Annotated in this window: 22 protein-coding genes; 11 read left to right on the top strand and 11 right to left on the bottom strand. The window is 73.4% G+C overall.

What is annotated here, in order from left to right; all coding sequences use genetic code 11:
* Positions 1 to 22: 22 nt before the first annotated feature.
* Both IE239_RS32450 and IE239_RS32445 read right to left on the bottom strand, forming a co-directional pair.
* The gene (locus IE239_RS32450) at positions 23 to 454 is read right to left on the bottom strand and encodes a VOC family protein (RefSeq protein WP_190153023.1); all 432 of its coding nucleotides are present in this window, start codon (positions 452 to 454) and stop codon (positions 23 to 25) included.
* An 873-nt stretch (positions 455 to 1,327) separates the two neighbouring features.
* On the bottom strand, positions 1,328 to 2,365 hold the full coding sequence (locus tag IE239_RS32445) for a LacI family DNA-binding transcriptional regulator (RefSeq protein WP_190153022.1): 1,038 nt from the start codon (positions 2,363 to 2,365) through the stop codon (positions 1,328 to 1,330).
* 231 nt (positions 2,366 to 2,596) lie between these two features.
* On the opposite strand from IE239_RS32445, the gene IE239_RS32440 reads away from it, so the two are divergent.
* The 3 genes from IE239_RS32440 to IE239_RS32430 all read left to right on the top strand — a co-directional run bounded on the left by IE239_RS32440 (position 2,597) and on the right by IE239_RS32430 (position 5,194).
* On the top strand, positions 2,597 to 3,541 hold the full coding sequence (locus IE239_RS32440) for an ROK family protein (protein ID WP_190153021.1): 945 nt from the start codon (positions 2,597 to 2,599) through the stop codon (positions 3,539 to 3,541).
* A gap of 251 nt (positions 3,542 to 3,792) precedes the next feature.
* On the top strand, positions 3,793 to 3,987 hold the full coding sequence (locus tag IE239_RS32435) for a hypothetical protein (RefSeq protein WP_190153020.1): 195 nt from the start codon (positions 3,793 to 3,795) through the stop codon (positions 3,985 to 3,987).
* Between the two features lie 163 nt (positions 3,988 to 4,150).
* Positions 4,151 to 5,194 carry an NUDIX hydrolase gene (locus IE239_RS32430; RefSeq protein WP_190153019.1) on the top strand — a complete coding sequence of 348 codons (1,044 nt, stop codon included), beginning with the start codon at positions 4,151 to 4,153 and terminating at the stop codon, positions 5,192 to 5,194.
* 69 nt (positions 5,195 to 5,263) lie between these two features.
* On the opposite strand, the gene IE239_RS32425 is transcribed toward IE239_RS32430, so the two are convergent.
* The gene (locus IE239_RS32425) at positions 5,264 to 6,619 is read right to left on the bottom strand and encodes a dipeptidase (protein ID WP_190153018.1); all 1,356 of its coding nucleotides are present in this window, start codon (positions 6,617 to 6,619) and stop codon (positions 5,264 to 5,266) included.
* Between the two features lie 201 nt (positions 6,620 to 6,820).
* On the opposite strand from IE239_RS32425, the gene IE239_RS32420 reads away from it, so the two are divergent.
* Complete coding sequence (locus IE239_RS32420) at positions 6,821 to 8,095, top strand: geranylgeranyl reductase family protein (protein WP_190153017.1); 1,275 nt, start codon at positions 6,821 to 6,823, stop codon at positions 8,093 to 8,095.
* A 218-nt stretch (positions 8,096 to 8,313) separates the two neighbouring features.
* Here the strand turns inward: IE239_RS32420 and IE239_RS32415 are convergent, their stop codons facing one another.
* A complete protein-coding gene (locus tag IE239_RS32415; protein ID WP_190153016.1) occupies positions 8,314 to 8,601 on the bottom strand; it encodes a DUF6332 family protein in 288 nt (95 codons plus the stop codon).
* A 236-nt stretch (positions 8,602 to 8,837) separates the two neighbouring features.
* Positions 8,838 to 9,584, bottom strand: a complete 747-nt coding sequence (locus tag IE239_RS32410; RefSeq protein ID WP_190153015.1) for a maleylpyruvate isomerase family mycothiol-dependent enzyme — start codon at positions 9,582 to 9,584, stop codon at positions 8,838 to 8,840.
* A 237-nt stretch (positions 9,585 to 9,821) separates the two neighbouring features.
* Between IE239_RS32410 and htpG the strand changes: the two genes are divergently transcribed.
* Both htpG and IE239_RS32400 read left to right on the top strand, forming a co-directional pair.
* Positions 9,822 to 11,765 carry a molecular chaperone HtpG gene (htpG, locus tag IE239_RS32405; RefSeq protein ID WP_190153014.1) on the top strand — a complete coding sequence of 648 codons (1,944 nt, stop codon included), beginning with the start codon at positions 9,822 to 9,824 and terminating at the stop codon, positions 11,763 to 11,765.
* A 253-nt stretch (positions 11,766 to 12,018) separates the two neighbouring features.
* Positions 12,019 to 12,900, top strand: coding sequence for an SIS domain-containing protein (locus IE239_RS32400; RefSeq protein WP_190153013.1), 882 nt, complete (start codon positions 12,019 to 12,021; stop codon positions 12,898 to 12,900).
* Positions 12,901 to 13,120: 220 nt separating this feature from the next.
* On the opposite strand, the gene IE239_RS32395 is transcribed toward IE239_RS32400, so the two are convergent.
* Entirely contained in the window at positions 13,121 to 14,260 is a 1,140-nt protein-coding gene (locus tag IE239_RS32395) for a methyltransferase (RefSeq protein ID WP_190153059.1), read from the bottom strand.
* An 84-nt stretch (positions 14,261 to 14,344) separates the two neighbouring features.
* Between IE239_RS32395 and IE239_RS32390 the strand changes: the two genes are divergently transcribed.
* Positions 14,345 to 15,007 carry an alpha-ketoglutarate-dependent dioxygenase AlkB family protein gene (locus IE239_RS32390; RefSeq protein ID WP_190153012.1) on the top strand — a complete coding sequence of 221 codons (663 nt, stop codon included), beginning with the start codon at positions 14,345 to 14,347 and terminating at the stop codon, positions 15,005 to 15,007.
* A 28-nt stretch (positions 15,008 to 15,035) separates the two neighbouring features.
* Positions 15,036 to 16,280, top strand: coding sequence for an ROK family protein (locus IE239_RS32385; protein ID WP_190153011.1), 1,245 nt, complete (start codon positions 15,036 to 15,038; stop codon positions 16,278 to 16,280).
* 43 nt (positions 16,281 to 16,323) lie between these two features.
* Here IE239_RS32385 and IE239_RS32380 read toward each other — a convergent pair whose 3' ends face one another.
* Positions 16,324 to 16,911 (bottom strand): hypothetical protein, encoded by a 588-nt coding sequence (locus IE239_RS32380; RefSeq protein WP_229878472.1) that lies wholly within the window; start codon positions 16,909 to 16,911, stop codon positions 16,324 to 16,326.
* A 103-nt stretch (positions 16,912 to 17,014) separates the two neighbouring features.
* Between IE239_RS32380 and IE239_RS32375 the strand changes: the two genes are divergently transcribed.
* Positions 17,015 to 17,953: an NAD(P)-dependent oxidoreductase gene (locus IE239_RS32375; protein WP_190153010.1), complete on the top strand. Its 939-nt coding sequence runs from the start codon at positions 17,015 to 17,017 to the stop codon at positions 17,951 to 17,953.
* A 297-nt stretch (positions 17,954 to 18,250) separates the two neighbouring features.
* Here IE239_RS32375 and IE239_RS32370 read toward each other — a convergent pair whose 3' ends face one another.
* Complete coding sequence (locus tag IE239_RS32370; protein WP_190153009.1) at positions 18,251 to 18,787, bottom strand: ATP-binding protein; 537 nt, start codon at positions 18,785 to 18,787, stop codon at positions 18,251 to 18,253.
* A gap of 212 nt (positions 18,788 to 18,999) precedes the next feature.
* Positions 19,000 to 19,323, bottom strand: a complete 324-nt coding sequence (locus IE239_RS32365) for a hypothetical protein (protein WP_028806191.1) — start codon at positions 19,321 to 19,323, stop codon at positions 19,000 to 19,002.
* A gap of 339 nt (positions 19,324 to 19,662) precedes the next feature.
* On the opposite strand from IE239_RS32365, the gene cds1 reads away from it, so the two are divergent.
* Positions 19,663 to 20,787, top strand: coding sequence for an L-cysteine desulfhydrase Cds1 (cds1, locus tag IE239_RS32360; protein ID WP_190153008.1), 1,125 nt, complete (start codon positions 19,663 to 19,665; stop codon positions 20,785 to 20,787).
* A 29-nt stretch (positions 20,788 to 20,816) separates the two neighbouring features.
* On the opposite strand, the gene IE239_RS32355 is transcribed toward cds1, so the two are convergent.
* Together IE239_RS32355 and IE239_RS32350 are read right to left on the bottom strand one after the other, a co-directional pair.
* Positions 20,817 to 21,287: an SRPBCC family protein gene (locus IE239_RS32355; RefSeq protein ID WP_190153007.1), complete on the bottom strand. Its 471-nt coding sequence runs from the start codon at positions 21,285 to 21,287 to the stop codon at positions 20,817 to 20,819.
* Between the two features lie 53 nt (positions 21,288 to 21,340).
* On the bottom strand, positions 21,341 to 22,171 hold the full coding sequence (locus IE239_RS32350; RefSeq protein WP_190153006.1) for a DeoR/GlpR family DNA-binding transcription regulator: 831 nt from the start codon (positions 22,169 to 22,171) through the stop codon (positions 21,341 to 21,343).
* 367 nt (positions 22,172 to 22,538) lie between these two features.
* On the opposite strand from IE239_RS32350, the gene IE239_RS42540 reads away from it, so the two are divergent.
* On the top strand, positions 22,539 to 25,028 hold the full coding sequence (locus IE239_RS42540; RefSeq protein ID WP_229878481.1) for a hypothetical protein: 2,490 nt from the start codon (positions 22,539 to 22,541) through the stop codon (positions 25,026 to 25,028).
* Positions 25,029 to 25,046: the final 18 nt, after the last annotated feature.

Here is a 25,046-nt window from a genome sequence, read left to right as displayed (position 1 = left end):
ACCGGTACCGCTACCGCAACCGTTACTGCTGCTGCGTCTGCTGCGTCTGCTGCGTCTGCTGCGTCTGCTGCGCGGGAACGGCGTACGGGGTGGTGATGATCTCCATTCCATGCCCCGAGGGATCCAGGAAGTACAGACCCCGGCCGCCGTGGTGATGGTTGATCTCACCCGGCTGCCTGCCGTGCGGATCCGCGAAGTAGGTGATCCCGGCGCGCTCGATCCGGTCGAAGGCGGCGTCGAACTCCGCGTCGGAGACGAGGAACGCGTAGTGCTGCATGACGATCGACTCCGCAGGGAGTGTGGCGAAGTCCAGCGTGACCTTGTTGCTCGTGTCGACGGGAACGAAGGGGCCCCACTCGGCTCCGACTTCGAGTCCCAGGATGTGGGCGAGGAACTCGGCCGACTCCCGGTTGTCACGGGAGTGGACGATGGTGTGATTCAGCTCGACTGACATGTGTGGAATGCCTCCGTAAGGCAAACTCACGGGCGCCTCCATGCCTCACCCGGTCGGTGACCGACACGCGACGCCGTCCGGTCAGACTAACGGACGCGCGGTCTCTCGGGACCTGAAACGGTCACCGGATTCTCCTCCGCGAACAAGCGCTTTCCCTGCTCGCACGGCAGGTTTCGACCGGTGCCCGTCGGTGGAACTCCTTCGCTGTCTCGCTTGAGAGCCCCCTCAAGGCCGATGATCGAGCACGGAGTTGGAGATCAGAGCGCGTCGGCCGGGACGGCCGCGCCGGACGACCGAACCGTTGTGCGGAACCCCGTGCTGATTCACGTGAGCGAATGCCGAGAAGCGCCTCGCCGTTCACCGGCTCGACCCGGACCTGCGGCGCGGGCGACAGAACGCGGTCGTGGTTCGGCTGCGTTGCGCCGAGGGGGCGAATCGGTCCGCGTCCAGCCCGGTGACGGACAACTGCCGTGCGGCGCCGGGCGCGTCGACGGGTGGGGAGGAGGCATGGCCGAGGCAGCTGATGTGTGCCGACACGCCCACGTGGGCCCAAGGTGCCCCGTGCCGCGCCGCGTCCGGGCGGCGCGGACCCGATGCCCATCACCCGTGCCGGCGCCGTCCGGATGGGGGCGATCCCGAACTCGCTCGTCTCGTAGCGTAGTTGATCCTGTCTGCCTAGGATTTGTCGGCAACCACCGGGTCCGCTCCGGGATGCCTGAGGCGGTCCGGCGGCAGCGGCTCGTCCCCGTCGAGCAGTCCGAGGACCCGCTCGGCCGGACACCGGGGTGGCGCAACGGATGGTCGCGCGGCGACTCGGTCAGGCCGGCCCGGCGCCTCCAGCGTGCGGTGCTCGTCGCGGGCGTCGTGGCGGGCTCAGTCCGCCGGCGGCAGTTCGCCCGAGCCGCGGGTGATGAGCCTGGTCGGCAGTTCGATGCGTTCCGGGACGAGCAGAGTGCCGTCCAGCTGCCGGAACAGACGCTCGGCGGCGGTGCGGCCGAGCGCGGCCGCGTCCTGCGCGACGACGGTGACCCCCGGCTGGAGCAGGTCGGCGAGTTCCAGGTCGTCGAAGGCCACCAGGGCGGTTTGGCGGTCCCGCTCCGCGAGCACCCGGATGACGGTGACCGTCACCCGGTTGTTCCCCGAGAAGACCGCCGTGACCGGCGCGGCCCCCGACAGCATCTGCTCGGCCGCGCGGCGCACCCGCGCCGGGTCGGTGGCGCCCAGGGACATCCAGGCCTCCTGCACCGGTATCCCGGCGTCCTCCATCGCCGCGCGGTAGCCGCGCAGGCGCTCCGCGGCGGTGTGGATGCGGGGCATGTCGCCGATGAAGCCGATCCGGCGATGCCCCTGGGCGACGAGATGGGCCACGCCCGCGCGGGCGCCGCCGAAGTTGTCCGACAGGACGCAGTCGGCCTCGATGCGACCGGCCGGCCGGTCGACGAAGACCGTCGCGATTCCGGCCTTGATCTCGGGCTCCAGATACCGGTGGTCGTCACCGGCCGGGATCACCACCAGCCCGTCCACCCGGCGCGCGCACAGCGCCAGCGCCAGCTCCTGCTCCCGGTCCGGATCCTCGGCGCTGGAGCCGTTGATGAGCAGCGCGCCGTGCGCCCGGGCGACCTCCTCCACCGCCCGGCTGAGCGGCCCGTAGAACGGGTCGGCGAGGTCCTCCAGGACCAGGCCGATGCTGGCGGTGCGGCCCTTGCGCAGCACCCTGGCGCTGTCGTTGCGGCGGAAGCCGAGCGCGTCGATGGACTCCTGGACCCGGCGTTCGGTCTCGGGTGTGACCCCCGGCTCGCCGTTGACCACACGGGACACGGTCTTGAGACCGACTCCGGCCCGCGCCGCGACGTCCTTCATCGTGGGACGGTTGCCGTAACGGCTCTCGGGGCGGCGCGGCGTCTCCGGCACGATGCTGTGTCCTGTTCCTGTCGTCCACGGGAGGCCGGCATGTCCGCCGTCCGGTCGATCTCGCGGACGGGGATGCGGAGCCCCAGGGTTTGTATGAGGATGTGGCGTCGAGCATAGAGCCTGGACAACGTTGTCAGATGCAGGAGAGACTGTCCACCGCAATCGGCCCGCGTCCCCCAATCGCTGGACCGGCCAGCCCATTTCCATGGTGGACGGGGAGAACCCAGACTGATGCACACCGACCTCGTGGCCGCGCTCGACATCGGCGGCACCAAGATCGCCGGAGCGCTGGTGGACGGCGACGGCACGATCCTGGCCCGCGCACAGCGCCCCACGCCCGCCCGGGAGGACGGCGACACCGTCATGCGGGCCGTCGGGGAGGTGCTGGGAGTGCTGACCGGGTCACCGCTGTGGGAGGGCGTCCACGCCGTCGGCATCGGCAGCGCCGGTCCGGTGGACGCCTCCGCAGGCACCGTCAGTCCGGTGAACGTGCCCGGCTGGCGGGCGTATCCGCTGGTCGACCGGGTCCGGGAGGTGACCGGGAACCTTCCGGTCGAGCTGATCGGCGACGGCGTGGCCATCGCGGCGGCCGAGCACTGGCAGGGCGCCGCCCGCGGCCACGACAACGCGCTGTGCATGGTGGTCTCCACCGGCGTCGGGGGTGGCTTGATCCTGGGCGGACGACTGCACCCCGGCCCCACGGGCAATGCCGGCCACATCGGCCACATCAGCGTCGACCTCGACGGCGACCCGTGCCCGTGCGGGGCGCGCGGCTGCGTGGAACGCATCGCCAGCGGTCCCCACATCGCCCGCCGGGCGCTGGAGAACGGCTGGCTGCCCGGTCCCGACGGCGACGCCTCGGCGGCCGCGGTGGCCGCCGCCGCGCATGCCGGCGACCCGGTCGCGCTGGCCTCCTTCGAACGGGCCGCCCAGGCGCTGGCCGCCGGCATCGCCGCGACGGCGACCCTGGTCGAGATCGACATCGCGGTGATCGGCGGGGGAGTGGGCAACGCGGGCGAGATCCTCTTCGCCCCCCTGCGCCGAGCCCTCCGCGACTACGCCACCCTTTCCTTCGTCCAGCGCCTGACGGTGACCCCCGCGCAGACGGGCACGGACGCGGGACTCGTGGGAGCGGCCGCGGCCGCACTGGCAAGAGGAACGGCGGCGGGAGTCTGAGAACACCAGAAGGAACGTTCCGGCCCACCCTCTGAGACCGCGACCGGGGTCTGCGGCATCGGGCTGGGCCGTTCCGTGTCGCCTGGTGCTGGTGCTGGTGCTGGTGCGGCTCACCGATGTTCGCCGCCCATGTGCGTGCACCGCCCGTTCCGCCAAGCCCGTTCCGCCACTCCCGCTCCGGCGGATGCGCCGCGCGAACGGATTACCGGATCGGGCGTGACTCCGCGCGCGCCCGCGCAGTTGATCCGCACATGAAGAAGCGCAGCATGCTCGCCATCGCCTCCCTCGCCACCGGCTTCGTCGTCGCGGCGATCACCCCCTCGCACGGTCTGGCCGCCGAGAGCCTCGACGGACTGAACGTCGGCGACACCCTCAGCACGCTGGACCACACCGTCGCCGACGACAGCCTGGCCGTCGACGACAACGCCCTGGGGCAGAACGACTGACGGGCAGCACCGAACCGCCGCGCCGGCGCCCCCAGCGAGGGGCGCCGGCGCCGTCGCGTTCGCGTGCCCTCAGCCGTCGCGTTCGCGTGCCCTCAACGGGAACTGGTTTCCGTGGCAGGGTGGAGCGGGCAAGCCACAGGGGGCCAACAGAAGAGGGGGAACCGTGACCGTCGTCTGGATCAACGGCGCGTTCGGTGCGGGCAAGACCACCACCGCACGGGAATTGATCGACCTGATCCCGAACAGCACGCTCTTCGACCCCGAGGTCATCGGGGCGGCGCTCCCGCATCTGCTGCCGGCCAAGCGGCTGGCCGAGGTCGGCGACTTCCAGGACCTGCCGATGTGGCGGCGGCTGGTGATCGACACGGCGGCCGCGCTGCTCGCAGAGCTGGGCGGCGTCCTCGTCGTTCCCATGACCCTGCTGCGCGAGGAGTACCGGGACGAGATATTCGGCGGTCTCGCCGCCCGCCGGATCGCGGTCCGCCATGTGGTCCTGGCTCCGGCGGAAACGATCCTGCGCGCACGCATAGCCAACCGGGAGATCCCCCCGGACCTCCCCGACGGCGAGATACGGGTCCGCCAGTGGTCGTACGACCACATCGAGCCCTTCCGCGCCGCCCTCGCGACCTGGCTCACCGCCGACGCCCATCCGGTCGACAACGGCGCCCTCACCCCGCGGGAGACGGCCGCCCGGATCGCTGAAGCCGTCGGCAGCGGCGCCGCGGCCGCGTGCGACATCGTGCAGACACCGGAGCCCACCGCCGAGACGGTGGCGGCCGGCGTGCTCCTCTTCGACGAACACGACCGCGTGCTGCTGGTCGATCCGACGTACAAGCCCGGCTGGGAGTTCCCGGGCGGCGTGGTGGAGCCCGGCGAGGCGCCCGCGCGCGCGGGGATGCGGGAGGTGGAGGAGGAGACCGGGATCCGGCTGGTGGACGTGCCCCGGCTGCTGGTCGTCGACTGGGAACGGCCGGTGCCTCCCGCCTACGGCGGCCTGCGCCTTCTCTTCGACGGCGGCATGCTCGCCCCCGCGGCCGTGGCCGGGCTCCTGCTGCCGGGCCCCGAACTGCGCGCCTGGCGCTTCGTCACGGAGGAGGAGGCGGCCGGTCTCCTCCCGCCGGTCCGCTACGAGCGGCTGCGCTGGGCGTTGCGAGCCCGCGAGCGCCGGTCCGCGCTCTACCTGGAGGCCGGCGTTCCCCGAGGGTGAGCCCACACACCGGGACTCCGCCGTTCCCGGGCTCCGCCCCCACCCGGGACCACCGTCGGGAGGGTGCGGTCAGCTCGCCGCGTAGGTCCGCAGGAACAGGGCTTCCGCCACCGACAGCCGCTCCAGCTCCTGCGGGCAGACGCTCTCGTCCACCGCGTGGATCTGCGCCTCGGGCTCGCTCAGGCCGATGAGGAGGATCTCCGCCCGCGGGTAGAGCGCGGCGAGGGTGCTGCAGAGCGGGATGGAACCGCCCTGGCCCGCGTACTGCATCTCCTGCCCGGGGTAGGCGACCGCCATCGCCTCGGCCATCGCCCCGTAGGCGGGGCTGTCCGTGTCGGCGCTGAACGCCTGCCCCTGGCCGACCTGTTCGACGCTCACGCGCGCGCCCCACGGTGTGTGCGCCTCCAGGTGGGCCTCCAGCAGTTTCGTGGCCTCGGCCGCGTCCACGCCCGGCGGCACCCGCAGGCTGATCAGCGCGCGGGCGCTCGCCTGCACCGAGGGAGTCGCTCCGACGACCGGCGGGCAGTCGATGCCGAGGACGGTCACCGCGGGGCGGGCCCAGATCCGGTCGGCGACCGTGCCGGACCCGATCAGGGCGACGCCGTCGAGGACCTTGGCGTCCTGGCGGAACTGCGCGTCGTCGTACTGCAGGCCCTCCCAGCGCGAGTCGTCGGTGAGGCCGTCGACCGTCGTCGAGCCGTCCTCCGCGCGCAGCGAGTCCAGGACGCGGATCAGCGCGCCGAGCGCGTCGGGGGCAGCCCCGCCGAACTGACCGGAGTGCAGGTTGCCCTCCAGGGTGTCGATCCGGACCCGCATCATGGTCATGCCGCGCAGAGTGGAGGTGACCGTAGGCAGGCCCACGCGGAAGTTGCCCGCGTCGCCGATGACGATCGTGTCGGCCGTCAGCAGATCGGGGTGCCGCTCGGCGTATCGCTCCAGCCCGCCGGTGCCCTGCTCCTCGGAGCCCTCGACGATCACCTTGACGTTCACCGGGACGCCGCCGTGGGCCTTCAGGGCGCGCAGCGCGAGCAGGTGCATGATCACGCCGCCCTTGCAGTCGGCGCTGCCGCGCCCGTACCAGCGCCCGTCCCGCTCGGTCAGCTCGAAGGGCGGGGTGGTCCACGCGGACTCGTCCAGCGGGGGCTGCACGTCGTAGTGGGCGTAGAGCAGGACGGTCTTCGCGCCGGCGGGCCCGGGCAGGCAGCCGTAGACCGACTGGGTGCCGTCGGGCGTGTCGAGGACGGCCACGTCCTGGAAGCCCTCGGCGCGCAGCGCGGCGCTGATCCAGCCGGCGGCCGCCTCGCTCTCGCTCCTGGGGAACTGGTCGAAGTCCGCCACCGACTTGAAGGCCACCAGTTCGGTGAGCTCCGCCCGCGCCCTGGGCATCAGCGAGGCGACGGTCTCGGCGATCGGGTTCGACGGCATGGGCACGCTCCTTGTGGGTGCGACGTTGTACAGGGTGGCACTGGCCCGTGCGGGGGACCGTGCGAGCGTACGCGTTGCCCGGTGGGGGCGCGCACGCCGCCGATCCTGCCACAGCGGACCGTCATCGGGCCGTGACGATCTCCGCCGTAGGATGCGGGGGACAGGTGCGGCAAGCAGCTTGATCGGGAGCAGTAGACCATCGTGAGCAGCGAGAACTCTTCGGCGGACGACGAGAACTCTTCGGCGGACGCCCGGCAGGTGTGGGACGTCGTCGTGGTGGGAGCGGGGCCCGGGGGCGCTTCGGCCGCCTACGCGGCGGCGGTCAGCGGGCGGCGCGTGCTGTTGCTGGAGAAGGCGGAGCTGCCCCGCTACAAAACGTGCGGGGGCGGCATCATCGGCCCGTCGCGGGATGCCCTGCCTCCGGGCTTCGAGCTGCCCTTCCGCGACCGGGTGCACGCGGTGACCTTCTCGAACAACGGGCGCTTCACCCGTACCCGCCGCTCGCGGCAGATGCTGTTCGGACTGATCAACCGGCCCGAGTTCGACCAGCAGCTCGTCGAGCACGCCCAGAAGGCGGGAGCCGAGCTGCGCACGGGCGTCACCGTGCAGCGGGTCGAGCAGCACGGCTCGTCGGTGCCGGACCGGCGCTCGGTGGCGGTGGTCCTGCAGGGCGGCGAGACACTGCTGGCGCGCGCGGTGGTCGGCGCGGACGGCAGTGCCGGCCGGATAGGGGCGCACGTCGGCGTGAAGCTCGACCAGGTGGATCTCGGCCTGGAGGCGGAGATCCCGGTGCCCGACACGGTCGCCGAGGACTGGAAGGGGCGCGTCCTCATCGACTGGGGGCCGATGCCCGGCAGCTACGGCTGGGTGTTCCCCAAGGGAGACACCCTGACCGTGGGCGTGATCTCCGCGCGCGGAGAGGGTGCGGCCACCAAGCGCTATCTGGAGGACTTCATCGGGCGGCTCGGCCTCGCCGGGTTCGAGCCGAGCATCTCCTCCGGCCACCTCACCCGGTGCCGGGCGGACGACTCGCCGCTCTCGCGCGGGCGGGTGCTCGTCTGCGGGGACGCGGCGGGCCTGCTGGAGCCGTGGACCCGCGAGGGCATCTCCTTCGCCCTGCGTTCGGGCCGGCTCGCCGGCGAGTGGGCCGTGCGCATCGCCGAAGCCCACGACGCGGTGGACACCCGGCGCCAGGCACTGAACTACGCCTTCGCGGTCAAGGCGGGGCTCGGTGTGGAGATGAGCGTCGGCAAGCGGATGCTGGCCGCGTTCGAGCGCCGCCCCGGGCTCTTCCACGCGGCCCTCACCGGGTTCCGCCCGGCCTGGAGGGCGTTCACCGACATCACCCGCGGCCGGACCACCCTGGGCGAGCTCGTCCGCTCGCATCCGATGGCCCAGCGGGCGCTGACCGCGATGGACCGACGGCAGACGGCCGCGCCGACGGCGGAGGCGAAGACGGAGGACGGCGAGTCCTGAGCTCGGCCGGGGCGGCCTCCCCGCCCCGCGTCTCCCAGGAGGGCCGGAGAGCCAAGAGCGCCGGGGAGCCGCGGAGCCCGGTGCCCGCGGGCGCCGGGCACCAGGGTCGGGAGCAGCGTCGGTCCGCTCCTGCCCGTCTGCCCACAGCGCTCGCCACGGTCAAGTTCGCCCGTGGTGAAGCCGGGCGCGTGGGACCGGGCCCAACTCGTGTTCCTGGCCTACGAGTCGGGGCCGGTCCGGTCGGGCCTGCCGGGCTGAGCGCCCCCGCGGAAGCGGAACAGCACGGAGACCACCCGGACCACGAACACCAGGGCAGCGAGCACCAGGCCCGCGCGCAGCGACAACTTCTCCGCCATGGAAGGCAGTTCGAACAGCAGCGCCGGACCCGCCGCCGCCCCGAACAGCACCGCCGCCGCGAACGCCGCGCTGAACAGCGCGTACCCGATCTCGACGGTGATCGCGTCCCGCTCGGCCTGCGATCGCCGCCGCTCCCCGTATCCGCTCATGGGGCGAGTGTCACAGGCGCGCGCCCTGCGGGCCAGTCCGGCCCGCAGGACACACCACGCCGACGCACACGGGCGCGCCGCCGGGCATGTCCCGAAAGGCCCGTCCGACCGGGGACGCCTGGCGCCCCCCCGAAGGACCGCGTGTCGCCCGCAGCCGTGGAGCCCGTGGAGCCACAGTGGGGCCCGTGCAGCGCCGGTGCCGACCCGCATGCCCACCGACCGGCGGCCGCGGCCGGTCAGTTCACGCCGGACGACTCCCGCCACAGCGTCGCGAGCGTGACGTCCCCGGTCACGGCGGGCAGCGGCAGCCGGTTCCACAACGACAGGTAGAGCGCCGCCGCCGGACCGGACACCTCACAGTCGGCCGCCCCTTCGGAACCGCGTACCGTCACGGGCGGTTCGGCCGACAGACGTACGGTCCACACGGCGTCGGCCGCGTCGGTCGCCCGCACCCTCAGGACCGCGGGCTCCTCGGTGCGCACCCTGCTCTTGGCGCGCGCGTGAAAACCGCGCAGCAGTTCGTCGATCCCGTCCGCCGCGAACCAGGGGTCCATGTCGCGGGCGACCTCCTCGAGGTCGCGCCCGCGGGCCGCGTCGGCGTCCACGCGGTGCACCGCCGTCTCGTGGGCCTGCCGCCGGGCCCAGAACGCGAGCGGGGACGGCGCGGGCAGGAAGTGCCAGCACGCCACGTCGGGCGACGCGTCGGACAGGGTGTCGACGAGCTGCCGGTGCCCCTCGCGGAACCAGTCGAGCAGCGCTTCGCCTTCGAGGTCCGGCGGTTCGCCGAAGGGGAGGAACGAGGTGTGGCCCCCGGCGACGAACGAGGTCGCCCAGCGATGCACCGTGCCCGTGTGCCGCAGCAGCTCCCGCACCTGCCACTGCGGACAGGTCGGCACCTTCGCGTCGGGGCCGGCCTGCGCCGCCGCGGCAGCCAGCGAGCGGCCCTCCTGGTCCAGGACGCGGATGAACTCGGCAGTCTCCATGGGGGGAGTCTGCCGGATGACGCCCGGTCGAGGGGAGGCCTGCCGGGGCCCGCGCCGGACGCCGTCGTGGCAACGGCCTCACCCTGCGCAGCGCGCTCCTGCGCCGAGGACCGCCGCGGACCGTCGACGGCCGTCGACGACAATGATCCGAACGAGTTGCAGCCTACGCTGACTTGGTGTTTTACAGTGGCTGTCGCCCGTCCAGGAGACTCCGGAACTGTGAGGTACACGCGCATCATGTCGACCGAAACGTTTGAGTTCCAGGTAGAGGCCCGACAGCTGCTGCAGTTGATGATCCACTCGGTCTACTCGAACAAGGACGTCTTTCTCCGCGAGCTCGTCTCCAACGCCTCCGACGCGTTGGACAAGCTGCGCCTCGCCGCGCTGCGGGACGACACGCTCGATGCCGACGTCTCCGACCTGCACATCGACATCGAGACCGACACCGAGGCCCGCACCCTCACTGTGCGCGACAACGGCATCGGCATGTCGTACGACGAGGTCGGCCGGCTGATCGGCACCATCGCCAACTCGGGCACGGCGAAGTTCGTCGAGGAACTGCGCGAGGCGCAGGACGAGGCCGGGGCCGAGGGGCTCATCGGACAGTTCGGCGTCGGCTTCTACTCCGGCTTCATGGTGGCCGACGAGATGACGCTGCTGACCCGGCGGGCCGGTGAGGGCCACGGCACCCGTTGGTCCTCGCGCGGCGAGGGCACGTACACCCTGGAACGGGTGGACGACGCTCCTCAGGGCACGACGGTCACCCTGCACCTGAAGCCCGCCGACTCCGACGACCAGCTTCACGACTACACCTCGGAGTGGACGATCAGGGAGATCGTCAAGCGCTACTCCGACTTCATCACCTGGCCGATCCGGATGGTCCCGAAGGCGGCCGCTTCCGGTGCCGACGACACCGCCGACGGCTCCGACAGCCCCGACGAGGCCGCCGCCGCGCCCGAACCCGAGACGCTGAACTCGATGAAGGCGCTGTGGGCGCGCTCGCGCGAGGAGGTGTCCGACGACGAGTACCACGAGCTGTACAAGCACATCAGCCACGACTGGCGCGAACCGCTCGAGACGGTCCGGCTCCAGGCGGAGGGCACGTTCGAGTACCAGGCGCTGCTCTTCGTCCCCTCGCACGCCCCGCACGACCTGTACAACCAGGGTTACCAGCGCGGAGTGCAGCTGTACGTGAAGCGCGTCTTCATCATGGACGACTGCGAGGCGCTGCTGCCGCCGTATCTTCGCTTCGTCAAGGGCGTGGTCGACGCGGCGGACCTCTCGCTCAACGTCTCCCGCGAGATCCTCCAGCAGGACCGGCACATCCGGATGATGCAGCGCCGGCTCACCAAGAAGGTCGTGTCGACCGTCAAGGACATGATGACCGCGGCTCCCGAGCGCTACGCCACGTTCTGGCGGGAGTTCGGCGCCGTCCTGAAGGAAGGCCTGCTGTCGGACTCCGACAACCGCGACGCCCTCCTCGCGGTCTCGTCGTTCGCGACCACGCACAGCCAGGAGGAGCCGACCACGCTGAAGAGCTATGTGGAGCGGATGAAGGACGGCCAGGAAGCCGTCTACTACCTGACCGGCGAGTCCCGGCAGAGCATCGAGAACTCCCCCCACATGGAGGCCTTCCGGGCCAAGGGCATCGAGGTCCTGCTGCTCACCGACCCGGTCGACGAGGTGTGGGTCGACGCGGTCGGAGAGTTCGAGGGCAAGCCGCTGCGGTCCGTGGCCAAGGGAGAGGTCGACCTCGGCGGAGAGGGCGACGAGAAGGCCGACGGCGAACGGGAGAAGCAGGACGAGGAGTACGCGGCTCTGCTCGGCTGGATGAAGGAGCACCTGGACGAGGACGTCAAGGAGGTGCGGCTGTCCTCGCGGCTGACGGTGTCCCCGGCCTGCATCGTCTCCGACGCGCACGATCTGACCCCGGCGCTGGAGAACATGTACCGCGCGATGGGACAGGAGGTGCCGCGCGCCCGACGGATTCTCGAGCTGAACCCGGACCACGTGCTGGTGAAGGGCCTGAACCAGGCGTACAAGGAGCGTGAGGACCGCACGGGCCTCGCCGGGACCGCGGAGCTGCTGCACGGACTGGCGGTCCTCGCCGAAGGCGGCCGGCCCAAGGAGCCGGGCCGCTTCGTGAAGCTCGTCGCCGATCACCTGGAGCGGGCCCTGTAACCCATCGAGAGGCCTCCGGGCAGGCCACGCGCCTGCCCGGAGCCCCCGCACCGCCGTGACGACGGCTCCGCGGCCCGGCGCGCCGAAGCCCCGGGCGCCGAGTCCGTGGAGCCGAGTCCGGGGCGCCCCTCCGCGCGCGGGGCGCGCGGCCCGTCGGCTCACCTCGCGCGATTTCCGTACCGCACGCGTGGTTGAAGCGGTGCGAAAGCCCGCTCTACCGTGCACGCACGACACCGTCGGCGAGAGGTGGGGCATGACGCACGTCGAGGACGAGCTGACCGACCAGCCCGCGTGCTGGAGCCGGGCCGCGAACGAAGCCGCCGGACACGCCGAGCAGCTGCCGAAGCCGGGGGAGCGGGTGGCGCTCGTGGGCTGCGGAACCTCCTGCTTCATGGCCCAGGCCGCGGCAGCCCTGCGCGAGGGCGTGGGACACGGCGAGACGGACGCCTTCGCCGCCTCGGAGTTCCCGCACGGCCGCCGCTACGACCGGGTGGTCGCCCTGACCCGCTCCGGCACCACAACCGAAGTCCTCGACCTGCTCGCCCGGCTGCGCGGACGCACCCGCACCACCGCCGTCACCGCCGACCCGGACACCCCGGTCGCGACCGCCGCCGACCACGTCGTCGTCCTGGACCACGCCGACGAACGCTCCGTCGTCCAGACCCGGTTCGCCACCACCGCGCTCACCCTGCTCCGCGCCCACCTGGGACTGCACACCGACGCCGTCGTCGGGGACGCCCGTACCGCGCTCGCCGAGCCGCTGCCCCAAGGCCTGGTGGAGTGCGAGCAGTTCACCTTCCTGGGACGGGGCTGGACGGTCGGCCTCGCGAACGAGGCCGCGCTGAAGATGCGGGAGGCCTCGCTGTCCTGGACGGAGGCCTACCCGGCCATGGAGTACCGGCACGGCCCCGTCAGCATCAGCGCCGGGGGCAGGGCCGTCTGGATGTTCGGGGCGGCGCCGCGCGGCCTGGCCGACGAAGTGCGCGCCACCGGGGCGCTGTGGGTCGGGAGCACCCTGGACCCCCTGGCCGAGCTGGTCCGGGCGCAGCGCCTCGCCGTCGCCGTCGCCGCCGCGCGCGGGCTCGATCCGGACCGCCCGCGGCACCTCGCCCGGTCGGTGATCCTCGCCCCCTGAGCACGTCCGCGCGGCGGCCGCCCTGTCCCGGGCGGGCGAGCGCCCCGACCGCCCGAAGCCCGACGTCTCCCGCGGCGCCGGAAGTCCTCGAAGGTCCTGACCGGAGCGATCCCGGTGTGCCGGGAGGAGGACCCCGAGGCGGTCGACGCCCGCCGCTGCCCCGGCGCGGGCCGCGAGGCCGGGGCACGCGCCGTCGAGCGGATCCTCGTCGGGGCGGGGCCTACTCGGGCCTGACCGCCCTCAGCACCACGAACTTCCGGTCGGCGGCGACCGTCTCACAGGCGCCGAACAGCCGCTTCAGCTTCACGTGGTAGCCCAGGTGCCGGTTACCCACCACCCACAGCTCCCCTCCCGGCCGCAGTGCGCGCCGCGCCCCGGCGAACATGCGCCACGCCGTCGCGTCCGTCGTGGCCTGGTGGGAGTGGAACGGCGGGTTGTTCAGCACGACGTCCACACTGCCGTCCGCCACCCCCGCCAGCCCGTCGCCGACCCGGAACTCGGCCTGTCCGGGGACCCCGTTCGCCTTGTAGGTGGCTTCCGCCGACGCCACCGCCTGGAACGACTCGTCCGTGAAGAGCATCTCGGCGGCCGGGTCGGCCAGTGACACCGCCGTACCGACGATCCCGTTGCCGCAGCCCAGGTCGACGACCCGGCGCCCGCCCGCGGTCCCCGGCAGATGCCGCAGAAAGAAGCGGGTGCCGATGTCGAGCCGTTCGGCGCAGAACACTCCCGCGTGATTGACGACCGGACGGCCCGGAAGGGCGCCGCCGACGTCGTCGGGCAGGTCGTAGGTGTACGGCCACGGGTTGCGGGGGCGCCGCAGAGACGGGTCCGGGGTGCAGAACACCAGCCGGGCCTTCTGCTCGGCGAGAGAGGTGCGGGTCGGCCCGATGATCCGCTCGAACAGGCGCAGCGTCGAGGTGTGGATCTCCTTCACCATGCCGGCGCCGACGACGACCGTGTCCGCGTGCAGGGCGGGTGCCAGCCGCAGCAGCTGGTCCTCCAGCAGCGCGAGGCTCTTGGGCACCCTGACCAGCAGCATGTCGATCCGCTCCGGCGGGGGGTCCTGGGTGGTGAGCAGCCGGACGGCGCCGGTCTCGACGCCGGCCCGCGCGAGGTTCGCCCGGGTCGCCTCCCGTCCCAGCCACGAGTCGGTGATCTGGGTCGGACGGTGCGCCGCGAGGGCCGTGACCAGCGCGCCCCAGCGGTCCCCGAGCACCACCACGGTCCCGGTCGGCGGGACGTCCCGCGTCGCGAGGTGTCTGAGCAGATACGCGTCGGAGGCGTCCCAGGCGCGCAGCGTCTCGCGCGGGTCCTCGGGGAAGCGGGTCAGGGCGACCTCGCCCCACGGCGTCGTCATCGGGTCGTTCATCGTGGTCAAGGCTAGCCGAGCCGCAGATCAGGCCCGGTCCCGGAGCTTCGGAGAAGGAGAGAGGATGGGCGCATGGACGCCGAGCTGTTTCCGCGGGAGCGAGCACGGGTCGCGCCGGGCGCGGTGCACCTGCCCGACTGGCTGGACGCCGCCCGTCAACGTGAGCTGCTGCGGGCCTGCCGGGAGTGGGCGCGCCCTCCGGCCGGCCTGCGCACGGTGCGCACACCCGGCGGCGGCGCCATGACCGCGCGCCAGGTCTGCCTGGGCTGGCACTGGTACCCGTACGCCTACGCCCGCACGGTCGCCGACGGCGACGGCGCGCCCGTCAAGCCCTTCCCGGTCTGGCTGGGCGAGCTGGGACGTCGTGCCGTGTCCGACGCGCTGGGCCCGGCGCAGGCCGAGGACGCCGCGTACGACATCGCGTTGATCAATTTCTACGAGGGCGACGCGCGGATGGGCATGCACCGTGACGCCGACGAGCGGGCCACGGCGCCCGTGGTGTCCCTCAGCCTCGGCGACGCCTGCGTCTTCCGCTTCGGCAACACGCGGACGCGGGCCCGGCCCTACACCGACGTCGAACTGCGCAGCGGCGACCTGTTCGTGTTCGGAGGAGCGTCCAGACTCGCCTACCACGGGGTGCCGCGGGTGCTGCTGGGCACGGCCCCGGCCGGGCTCGGGCTGACGGGACGGCTGAACGTCACCCTGCGCGTCAGCGGCTTCCCGGACGACTCCTGACGAAGCGGATCATGGGAGACTCGCCCTCATGAGCGGCAAGGCGGACCCCCGGCCGGCGGGGGAAGGGACCACCTCGAGGGCGCGGTTGGACCGGGGGCGCGGAGCGCTCGGGCCCGCTCTGGAGCTCGTGCACACCGGGCGGGCGCCCACCCGCGCCGTGCTCACCGCCGAACTCGGCGTCACCAGGGCCACGGCGGGCGCCGTGGCCGCCGAGCTGGAGGCGCTGGGGCTGATCCGGGTGGACGCGCGGCCCGCCGCGGCGGCCGGTTCGCAGGGCCGCCCCTCGCACCGGCTGGAAGTCGCGCGCGAAGGTCCGGTCGTGCTGGCCGCACAGGTCCACTCCGACGGGTTCCGGGCCGCGTTGGTCGGCCTGGGCGGGCGGATCGTCGCCACGACGCCCAGCTGCGAGACCGTCGACGCCGACCCGGCCAAGGTTCTCGGCGCCGCCGTCGACGCGGGGGCGGAACTGTTGCGACGGACCGGCAGACGCTGTGTGGGCGCCGGGCTCGCCGTGCCGTCCGCGGTCACCGAGCCCGAGGGGCTGGCGCTGAATCCGCTGCACCTGGCGTGGCCGGCGGGCGCGCCGGTGCGGGAGATCTTCGCCGAGCGGATCCGGGCCGCCGGCGTCACCGGCCCCGCCTTCGCGGCCAACGACGTCAATCTCGCCGCCCTCGCCGAGCACCGGCACGGCGCGGGACGCGGCGCCCGCGATCTGCTGTGCGTGGCGACCGGGCACCGGGGCGTCGGTGGCGCGCTGGTGCTCGACGGCCGCCTGCACACCGGCAGTTCGGGCCTCGCCCTCGAAGTGGGCCACCTCACCGTCAACCCCGAGGGCCGGCCCTGCCACTGCGGCAGCCGCGGCTGTCTCGACGTCGAGGCCGATCCGCTCGCCCTTCTCACCGCCGCCGGCCGCGAGCCCGGCCCCGAGGGCTCCCTGCTGCGGCAGGCCGACGAACTGATCCGCGGGGAGTACGGCGATCCGGTCGTCCGCGCGGCCGCCGAGGCCCTGATCGACCGGCTCGGGCTGGGGCTGGCGGGCCTGGTGAACATCCTCAACCCCGACCGCATCGTCCTGGGCGGCCTGCACGGCACCCTCCTGGAGGCCGATCCCGGCCGGCTCCGCGCGGTCGTCGCCGACCGCAGTCTGTGGGGCCACGGCGGCGGGGTGCCCATCCTCGCCTGTTCCCTCGACCACAACAGCCTGGTCGGCGCGGCCGAGCTGGCCTGGCAGCCGGTGCTGGACGACCCGCTGGGGGCGCTCGTCGCCGGATGACGCGCGGGGCGCGCCGCGGGGGCGGCGCGGGGAGGAGCGCCGGTCAGTCGTCCCGGCAGGCGGCACGGAACTGCGCGATCGTCCCCGTCACATAGCCCTCGTCGTCGGCACCCCGCACGTCACCGGCGAAGTAGCGCACCTGTCCGGGTGCGAGCGCGGCGAGCTGCTCGGGAGTGAAGGAGACGTCGGCCGTCGACCATGAGTCGTCGTCGGTCCCGCCGAACAGGTGGTACGTGCGACGCGGTTGCAGAGTGGCGGGCATCGGTCCGTCGACCCGCCACCCCTGCCCGCCGGTGGTCAGCGGCCAGCTCGCGAAGCCGGTGACCGGCTTCGAGGAGCTCCACCGCCCCGCATCCTCGGACCCGCCCTCCTCGGCCGCGTCCCGTCCGGACCCGGCGCTGTCGGTGTACAGGAGGGCTCCGTCGATGTGGTCGTGACAGACCATCAGCACTCCGACCGGCCGTCCGTCCTCGGTGACCGTGATGCCCGTGAGCCCTGCCGACGGCACGGTGCAGCCCGTCAACGAGGTCAGCGCCGCGAGGCCCGCGCAGGCCGCGGCGGCGTTCCGCATCCGCATGGTCACCCCCTGGAAGAGAGCGACATCATCGCCGTCGACGACGGTGATGGACAAGGCGTGAAGGCCAGGGGCCACGACCCGGTGCGTCCGACGCCGGACCGCCGACCCGGCGTGGCTGGACGACCTGCTCCGCGCCGCGCCGACGTAGGTTGACGGTATGACAGACAACCTGACCGTGAGCGTCCTCGGCACGGGCATCATGGGGGCCGCGATGGCCCGCAACCTCGCCCGGGCCGGACACACCGTGCGCGCCTGGAACCGCACCCGGGCCAAGGCGGAGCCGCTCGCCGCCGACGGCGTGCATGTTGCCGGCACTCCCGCCGCGGCCGTCGAGGGCGCGGACGTCGTCCTGACCATGCTCCACGACGGCCCCGCCGCGCTGGAGGTCATGCGTGAGGCGGCGCCCGCGCTGCGTGCGGGGGCGGCCTGGGTGCAGTCGACGACCGCGGGGATCGAGGCCGTCGGTGACCTTGCAGCCTTCGCCCACGACCACGGCCTCGTCTTCTTCGACGCGCCCGTGCTGGGCACCCGCCAGCCCGCCGAGGCCGGCCAGCTGACCGTGCTCGCGGCGGGACCGCCGGCCGGTCGTGAGGCGGTGGCCCCGGTCCTGGAGGCCGTCGGCGCGCGGACCGTGTGGACCGGCGAGGACGGCGCCGAGGGCAGCGCCACCCGTCTGAAACTGGTCGCCAACAGCTGGGTCCTCGCGGCCACCGCCGCGGCGGGCGAGGTCCTCGCCCTGTCGCAGGCCCTGGGCGTCGACCCGCACGCGTTCTTCGAGCTGATCGCGGGCGGACCGCTCGACATGGGGTACCTGAAGGCGAAGACGGCGCTCGTCCTCGACGACCGGCTCTCGCCCGCCCAGTTCGCGGTGACGACGGCCGCCAAGGACGCACGTCTGATCGTCGAGGCCGGCCGCGCGAACGGCGTCCGGCTGGACGTGGCGGCGGCGAGCGCCGAACGGCTGGAGCGCGCCGCCGCTCAGGGACACGGCGACGAGGACATGGTCGCCGCCTACTTCGCCAGCTTCGACGACACGGCTCGATCCGACGACACGGCCCGGTCCGAAGGCGCCGCCCGTTCCGACGGCGACGCCTGATCCGGGGTCGACGAGCGGTTCGGCCGGTCCGGCCGTCAGGACGGTGCGCGCGGCCGGCTGTCACGGACGGCGGGCCGACCGCCCCGGCACACCCGTGCCACATGCCCCGCACACCCGTGCCACATGCCCGCACACCCGTGCCCGCAGCGCCCGCCCTGCCCGCACACCCGCACCCGCCCCGGTGCGCCGTATGTACGGGCGCCCCGCGTCGGCCGCGGCGACGACGAACGCCCGGTGGGCGCCCCGAAAAGGGCAGTCCGCACCGGGCGGGCGCGTCCAGCGGAGGTCACCGCCCGGTCAGCCGACGGCGGCCGACCGGGCGGGAGCGTGGGCGGGCCGCAGGTCGTCGACGGAGATGACCTCCGCGAACAGGGGAGCGGTCTGCTCCCGGGGGGTGCGCCGGGTCGGCCGCGCCGACAGATCACGGGTGGCGATCGGCGCCGGCAGCGTGAACCACACGACCTTGCCCGTCTCGCCGTCCGGCCGGGCGCCCCAGCTCTCGCTCACCGCGGCCACCATCGCCAGCCCGCGTCCGCAGGTGGCGAGAGCCTCGTGGTCGACGGACCCCACGACAGGCAGTCGCGGATCGTGGTCGCGCACGGAGACGGTGAGCCGGTCCGGCATCAGCTCCATCTCCACGACACACGTCTTGTCGGGCTGAGCGTGCAGGTGGACGTTGGTCAGCAACTCCGTCACACCGAGCGCTGCCCGGTCTATCAACGGGTCCATATGCCAGTAGCGCAACTGCGCCGATACGATTCTGCGGACCTGGCCGATCCGCGACGGCAGGGCCTGAAGCTCCACCATGCAGTGCCTGCTTGGGTTGGTGATCACGGCTGCGACTCCCCGACTGAGGTCCGGAAGAACACGGAGTTCGGATCGAGCAGGGCGTCTGCGCAAGGCGGCCGCCTGCTGTCATGGCCGGCGGGCTGGTTCGCAGCGTTATCGCCGGTAAACCCAGAGTGACGTGAGATCAGAGTGACGTGGCGGGCGGCGCACCGCAACTCGCGGTGGTCCGGCCGGGGCATCGTCCGATTCCGCGCGGCTCAGCCGCCGCGACCCGCCGCCCTGCGCACGGCCTCGATGAAACGGCGCGCCGCCGGCGGCCCCGGCTCGCCCGGCGCCGGATCGTGGTCGCCGAGGGTCAGCAGGTACCGCTTGCCGTTGAGGTCGGCCAGCGCCCGGTCCTCCGGGGCGAACCAGGGCCTGGAGGCGCGGACCGCCTGCACGGGCGCACTGTCGATCTCGCTGCCGTAGCTGGTCAGCAACTCCAGCCTGCCGTCGTTGATCCGGACCTGGCCGGCCCGGGTGAGCGAACGCAGCCGCTTGCCTATACGCACGCCCGTAGCCGTGAACTCCGGCTCCGCCATGCCGTCCCGCCCCCTCGCGATCGATCTCTCCCCCGGTCCGGTGTGCGCCCCCGTCGGGACCCGGCTCCGGGCCGGGGCTCTCACCCCGTCCGGGACGTCGGCCCCGCCCGTGCAGTCTGCCCGCGCCCGGCGTCGAGCACCAGTGCGTACGACACCCCCGGCGCACCCGCCCGGAGCACTCGCGCGAATGCGCCCCCACCCGTCCCGCCCTGTCCCCAGGACCCGCTTTGAGGTCCTCAAAGGTGTGTTTATGCAGGTGAGAAGCGTGCGGAAGGTGTTTATGATCGAGGCGTCGGCCGCGCGGACCACCGTCGGCGCGAAGCCTGAAGGAGCCCCGCCGTGCCCACCTCCCCGCCCGCCAGGACCGGCGCCACCCTCGATGTCGACCGCAGTGACGCCGCCTACCGCGCCTGGCTGAAAGAGGCGGTCCGCAAGGTCCAGGCGGACGCCAACCGCTCGGCCGACACGCACCTGCTGCGCTTCCCGCTGCCCGAGCGGTGGGGCATCGACCTCTATCTCAAGGACGAGTCGACCCACCCCACGGGCAGCCTCAAGCACCGGCTCGCCCGCTCCCTCTTCCTCTACGGTCTGTGCAATGGCTGGATCCGGCCGGACCGCCCGGTGATCGAGGCGTCCAGCGGCTCGACGGCCGTGTCCGAGGCGTACTTCGCCAAGCTGATCGGCGTGCCCTTCATCGCCGTCATGCCGCGTACGACGAGCGCCGAGAAGATCCGCCTGATCGAGTTCCACGGCGGCCGGTGCCACTTCGTCGACGACTCGCGCACACTGTACGAGGAGTCGGCCCGCCTCGCGGCGGACGGCGGCGGCCACTACATGGACCAGTTCACCTACGCCGAGCGGGCCACGGACTGGCGCGGAAACAACAACATCGCCGAATCCATCTTCCGCCAGCTGGAGTGGGAGCGGTTCCCGGAACCCGCGTGGATCGTCGCCACGGCCGGCACCGGCGGCACCTCCGCGACCCTCGCGCGCTACATCCACTACACGCGGCGCGACACCCGCGTCTGCGTCGCCGATCCGGAGAACTCGTGCTTCTTCGAAGGCTGGACCACCGGCGATCCGGACGTCACCTGCGACTGCGGCTCCCGCATCGAGGGCATCGGCCGGCCTCGCATGGAACCCAGCTTCGTGCCGGGCGCCGTCGACCGGATGATGAAGGTCCCGGACGCGGCCAGCGTCGCCGCCGTGCGCGCGTTGGAACAGGCCATCGGCCGCAAGGCGGGCGGCTCCACGGGCACCGGACTGTGGAGCGCGCTCAAGATCGTCGCCGAGATGGTGGCTGACGGCCGTCAGGGCAGCGTGGTCACCCTGCTGTGCGACCCGGGCGACCGCTATCTCGACAAGTACTACTCCGACGCCTGGCTCGCCGAACAGGGCCTGGACATCGCCCCCTACACGGCCGCGATCGAGTCACTGCTGGCCACCGGCGTGTGGCCGCGGTGACACCCGGCCTGTGACGCCCCGGCCGGCCCTCACGTCGCGAGCCTCCGGTCCAGGGCGCCGACGGCCTGCCGGAAGGACCGCCCCAGACCCGGCCGGGCCAGTCGCGCCACGCCCCGGAAGACGGCCGTCCCGTCCGTCGCGAAAGTCCACCGCACCCGCGTGCCGGCGCCCGCGGGCGTCAGCCGCCACTCCTCGACGAGCGCCCGCACCCCCGGCACGTTGGTGACGTCCACGCGATAGGCGTACACCTCGGGCGGCTTCGCCGCGAGCACGGTCTCCCGGAACCGGGCACCGCCCCACAGACGTACGTCGCGCCCCGCGTCCCCGTCGAGCGGCTGGACCGCGGTCACGGCCGGGAACCACTCGGGCCAGTCGCGGACGTCGTCAGCGAGGGCCCGGTAGACCCGTTCCGGGGCAGCGGCGACCTCCTGGACGAAGGACATGCGCACCGGAGCGCTGTCGGCGAACTCGAGCCCTTCCGGGCGCAGACGACGGGCCATGGCGACGACCAACCCCCTTGCTCGACGGGTGGGTCACCTTAGCCGCGGCCCCGTCAGATGTCTGCATCCTCGTCGGGCTCGCCCGCGACCACCAGGCGTCGCAGGTGCTCGGAGATCTCCGCGCGCGCCGCGCCCGGCAGCCCCGCGTCTGTCACCAGGGTGTCCACCTGCTCCAGCGCGGCGAACGAACTCAGCCCCACCACACCCCACTTGGTGTGGTCCGCGACCACCACGACCCGCCGCGCCGACTGCACCAGACGCCGGTTGGTCTCGGCCTCCGCGAGGTTCGGCGTCGACAGCCCGGCCTCCGCCGATATGCCGTGCACACCGAGGAACAGGACGTCGAAGTGGAGCGCCGCGATGGCCTGGTCGGCCACCGGACCCACCAGCGAGTCCGAGGGCGTGCGCACCCCGCCGGTCAGCACGACCGTGGCCGCGCCCTGCCGCGGCCCCGAGGTGCGCTGCGCCCCGTGGAAGACGTCCGCCACCCGCACCGAGTTGGTGACCACCGTCAGATCCGGCAGATCCACCAGATGATGCGCCAGCGCGTAGGTCGTCGTCCCGCCCGACAGCGCGATCGCGCTGCCCGGGGTGACGAGCTGCGCCGCGGCCTTCGCGATGTCCTCCTTGGCGGTCAGCTCCAGGCCCGACTTCGCCTCGAAGCCCGGCTCGTGCGTGCTCGCCTCCATGACGGGCACCGCGCCGCCGTGCACCTTCTCCAGCACGCCCTGGCGCGCCAGCGCGTCCAGATCGCGGCGCACCGTCATGTCCGACACGCCGAGCTTGCGGGTCAGCTCATTGACCCGGACACCGCCACGGCGACGAACCTCGTCCAGGATGAGGGCGCGGCGCTGCTCCGCGAGGAGGTTCTGATTCTCACTCACGTACGCTCCGGTCCTTTCCCTCATGGCGTCCTACAGGCCCGCTCACCTGCTCCGACGTGGCCGTGACGGCCGACGCAGGTGTGCGGGCGTCCCATCCTCGCACGGCCCGCTCACCACTGTGCCACCACCCCGTCGCGGTCACGTCACACACGGTGTCCCCTCTCCGCCCGCGCGCGTCCGTCGCCCGGCGCGGGGAGATTCCGTGACGGGAGGTGTATCACGCCCCCCGAGCGGCGATCCTTATGCCCGCACGGACACATGTCGACGGCGTGTCACGGGGGAAGTGCCAACAGTGAAACGTGCTGCTGCAGGCGGAGCCGCCCTGGAACTCCTGGTCCACGGCGTGGGCGGCGCCACGCCCGAGAAGATGCTGAACGATCCGCGCACCACGCGGATCACCGGTGACGACACGGCGGCCGTCTACCGGCGGGCCGACGACGTGACCGCGGACACCGGTCCCGCCGACGGCCACCGCCGCGACGCACCCGTTCCCGAGGCCTACGTCTGGTCCGACCTCACCTCCGGCAACGGCACGCGCGCCCTGTGGCTGTTGCTGCTGCCGTTCATGGTCGTCAACCTCGCCCACTGGATGCGCCCCGCCGCGCGCGAACGCGTCCGCGCGGTGCGCCTGTACGGCCTGCTGGTGCGGCTGGCGGCACTGAGCCTGACGGTGCTGCTCGTCGCCGCCGCCTGCGAGGTCGCCCTCGACCTGACCGCCTGGCAGTGCGCGGGCACGCCCGCCTGCGCGAGCCGTCACTCCTGGCTGGGCTTTCTGTCGCCGACGGCCTCGAACGACGGCTGGTGGAGCCGGCCGGGCCGCCGGCTGGCCCTCGCGGCCCTGGTCCCGACCGCGCTCGTCGGCCTTCTCTGGTACCTCTCCCACCGCACCTGGCGGGCCTACGAGTCCCAGGAACCCCTCGATCACGTGTCCGAACCGGAGGACGGTCCCGGACACACCGCGCTCAGCCGGCCCGGCTTCTGGTACGGCCGCCGCCTGGTGGCGCGCCTGCGCGCGGCGCACACGGCCGCGGGCCTGCTGACGGTGGCCGCGGCGGTCGGCGCCGCGGCCGTGCGCCAGGACCGGGCCGCCGGCGGCCCGGCCCTCCTCGACGGCCTGGGCCGGCTGCTGGAGGCCTCCCTGATCGCGGGCGCGCTGGCCACGGTATGGGTGGTGTGCCGCCGGGGCCGCAGCGAACACCGGCTCGACCGCCGCCTCGACGCCCACCTGGTGCACCGGATGCCGTCGGCCGCCCTCGTCCTGCTCGCCCTCACGCTGGTGTACGCCGGATGGGAGCGGCCCGGCTGGCACTCCGACGGCCGCCTGCCGGGCGACGCCGCCTTCGGCGCGCTCGCCCTCGCGCAGGGTGCGCTGGTCGTCGCGCTCGCGGTCGTCGCCCGCCTGCTGCACCGCTGCCCGCAGGAGCGCGCGACCGCGGCGCGCCGCGGTCCGGCGACCGCCCCCGGAACACCCGCTGCCGGTGCGGACGCCCCGGAAGGGACCGGCGTCGGCCTGCGCGGGGTGTCCCTGTCCCGTGACCCCGGCCCGCTCGCCGTCGTCCTGCGAGAGGCCGCGGCGCCCCGCGAGGCGGGCCCGGCCGCGGCCGGCCCGCCCGAAGGGGCACGGCCCGCCGACCCGGAACCGCCCGGCGACGACGCCGCGGGGCGGAACGTGGCGGGCCCCGAAGGGAGCGCCGTCGCCTGGCTGGAGCGCTGCGCGCTGCACGGGCTCGGCGGGCCCGCCGTCGCGATGCTGGCCTGCGCGCTGGGCGGGGTGATGTCCGGAGGCGTCGCTCAGCGGGTGTCGGACTGGCTGGACGGCACCGGGACCGGCCTCGACGGCCCCCCGGTGGTGCTGACCTGGCAGGCGTCCGTGATCCCCGTGCTGCTCGTCGTCCTGCTGGTGCTGTGCGGACTGCTCGGCCGGCAGACCTGGCTGCTCACCCGGGCGGAGCAGGCCCAGGTGCTCCAGGACTACGGGCTGGAGCACGGCGACCCCGCCCGAACCCGCCGGATCGCCCGGGCCCGCGCCATGGCCGCCCTCACCGACCGCTGCCCGCTCCTCGTCGCCGTCGTCTCCACCGCGACGCTGCTGCTCGGCGCGGGAGCCGTCGTCGGCGCCCTCGGCACCGGCAGGACACCGGCCCGGGCGGCGGAATCGGCGCAGCCCTTCGTGCACGGCGCGGCGCAGGCCGCGCAGGCGCTGGGATCCTGGCTCATCGGACTCGGCTTCGTCCTGTTCGTCACCTGGGGCCGGCGCGCCTACAAGGACGCCTCGGCACGGCGCACCATCGGCATCCTCTGGGACGTCGGCACCTTCTGGCCCCGGGCCGCGCACCCGTTCGCCCCGCCCTGCTACGCCGAGCGCGCGGTGCCCGACCTGACGTGGCGGGTGGCCACCTGGACCCGTGCCACCGGCGGCCGCCTGGTCATCTCCGGCCACTCCCAGGGCAGCGTCCTCGCGGCCGCCGCGGCCTGGCAGCTCAAGCCCTCCGACCGCAAGCGGGTCGCCCTGCTCACCTACGGCTCCCCGATCGAGCGCCTCTACGGCCGCTGGTTCCCGGCCCACTTCGGCCCGGCCGCGCTCGCGGCGCTGCACGAGGACATCGCCTGCTGGCGCAATCTCCACCGGCTCACCGACCCCATCGGCGGCCCGGTCCGGCTGTCCGGTGAACATCGCGGACCGCAGGTCGACCGTCCGCCCCTCGCGGACCCGCTGGCGTACGGCCGGGACGCCGGACACCCGTTGCCCGCCCCCGTCCTCGGCCACTCCGACTACCAGGCGGACCCCGCGTTCGCGGAGGAACGCGAGCTGCTGCTGGGGCGGTTGCGGTCCCAGGTCCCGGTGCAGCGCGCGTGAACGGGGCGAGGCGAGCCG

Origin of the sequence: Streptomyces humidus (genome assembly GCF_014649655.1) — a bacterium.
GTDB classification, from domain to species: Bacteria; Actinomycetota; Actinomycetes; order Streptomycetales; family Streptomycetaceae; genus Streptomyces; species Streptomyces humidus.
This window is presented reverse-complemented; position numbering and strand designations above follow the sequence as displayed.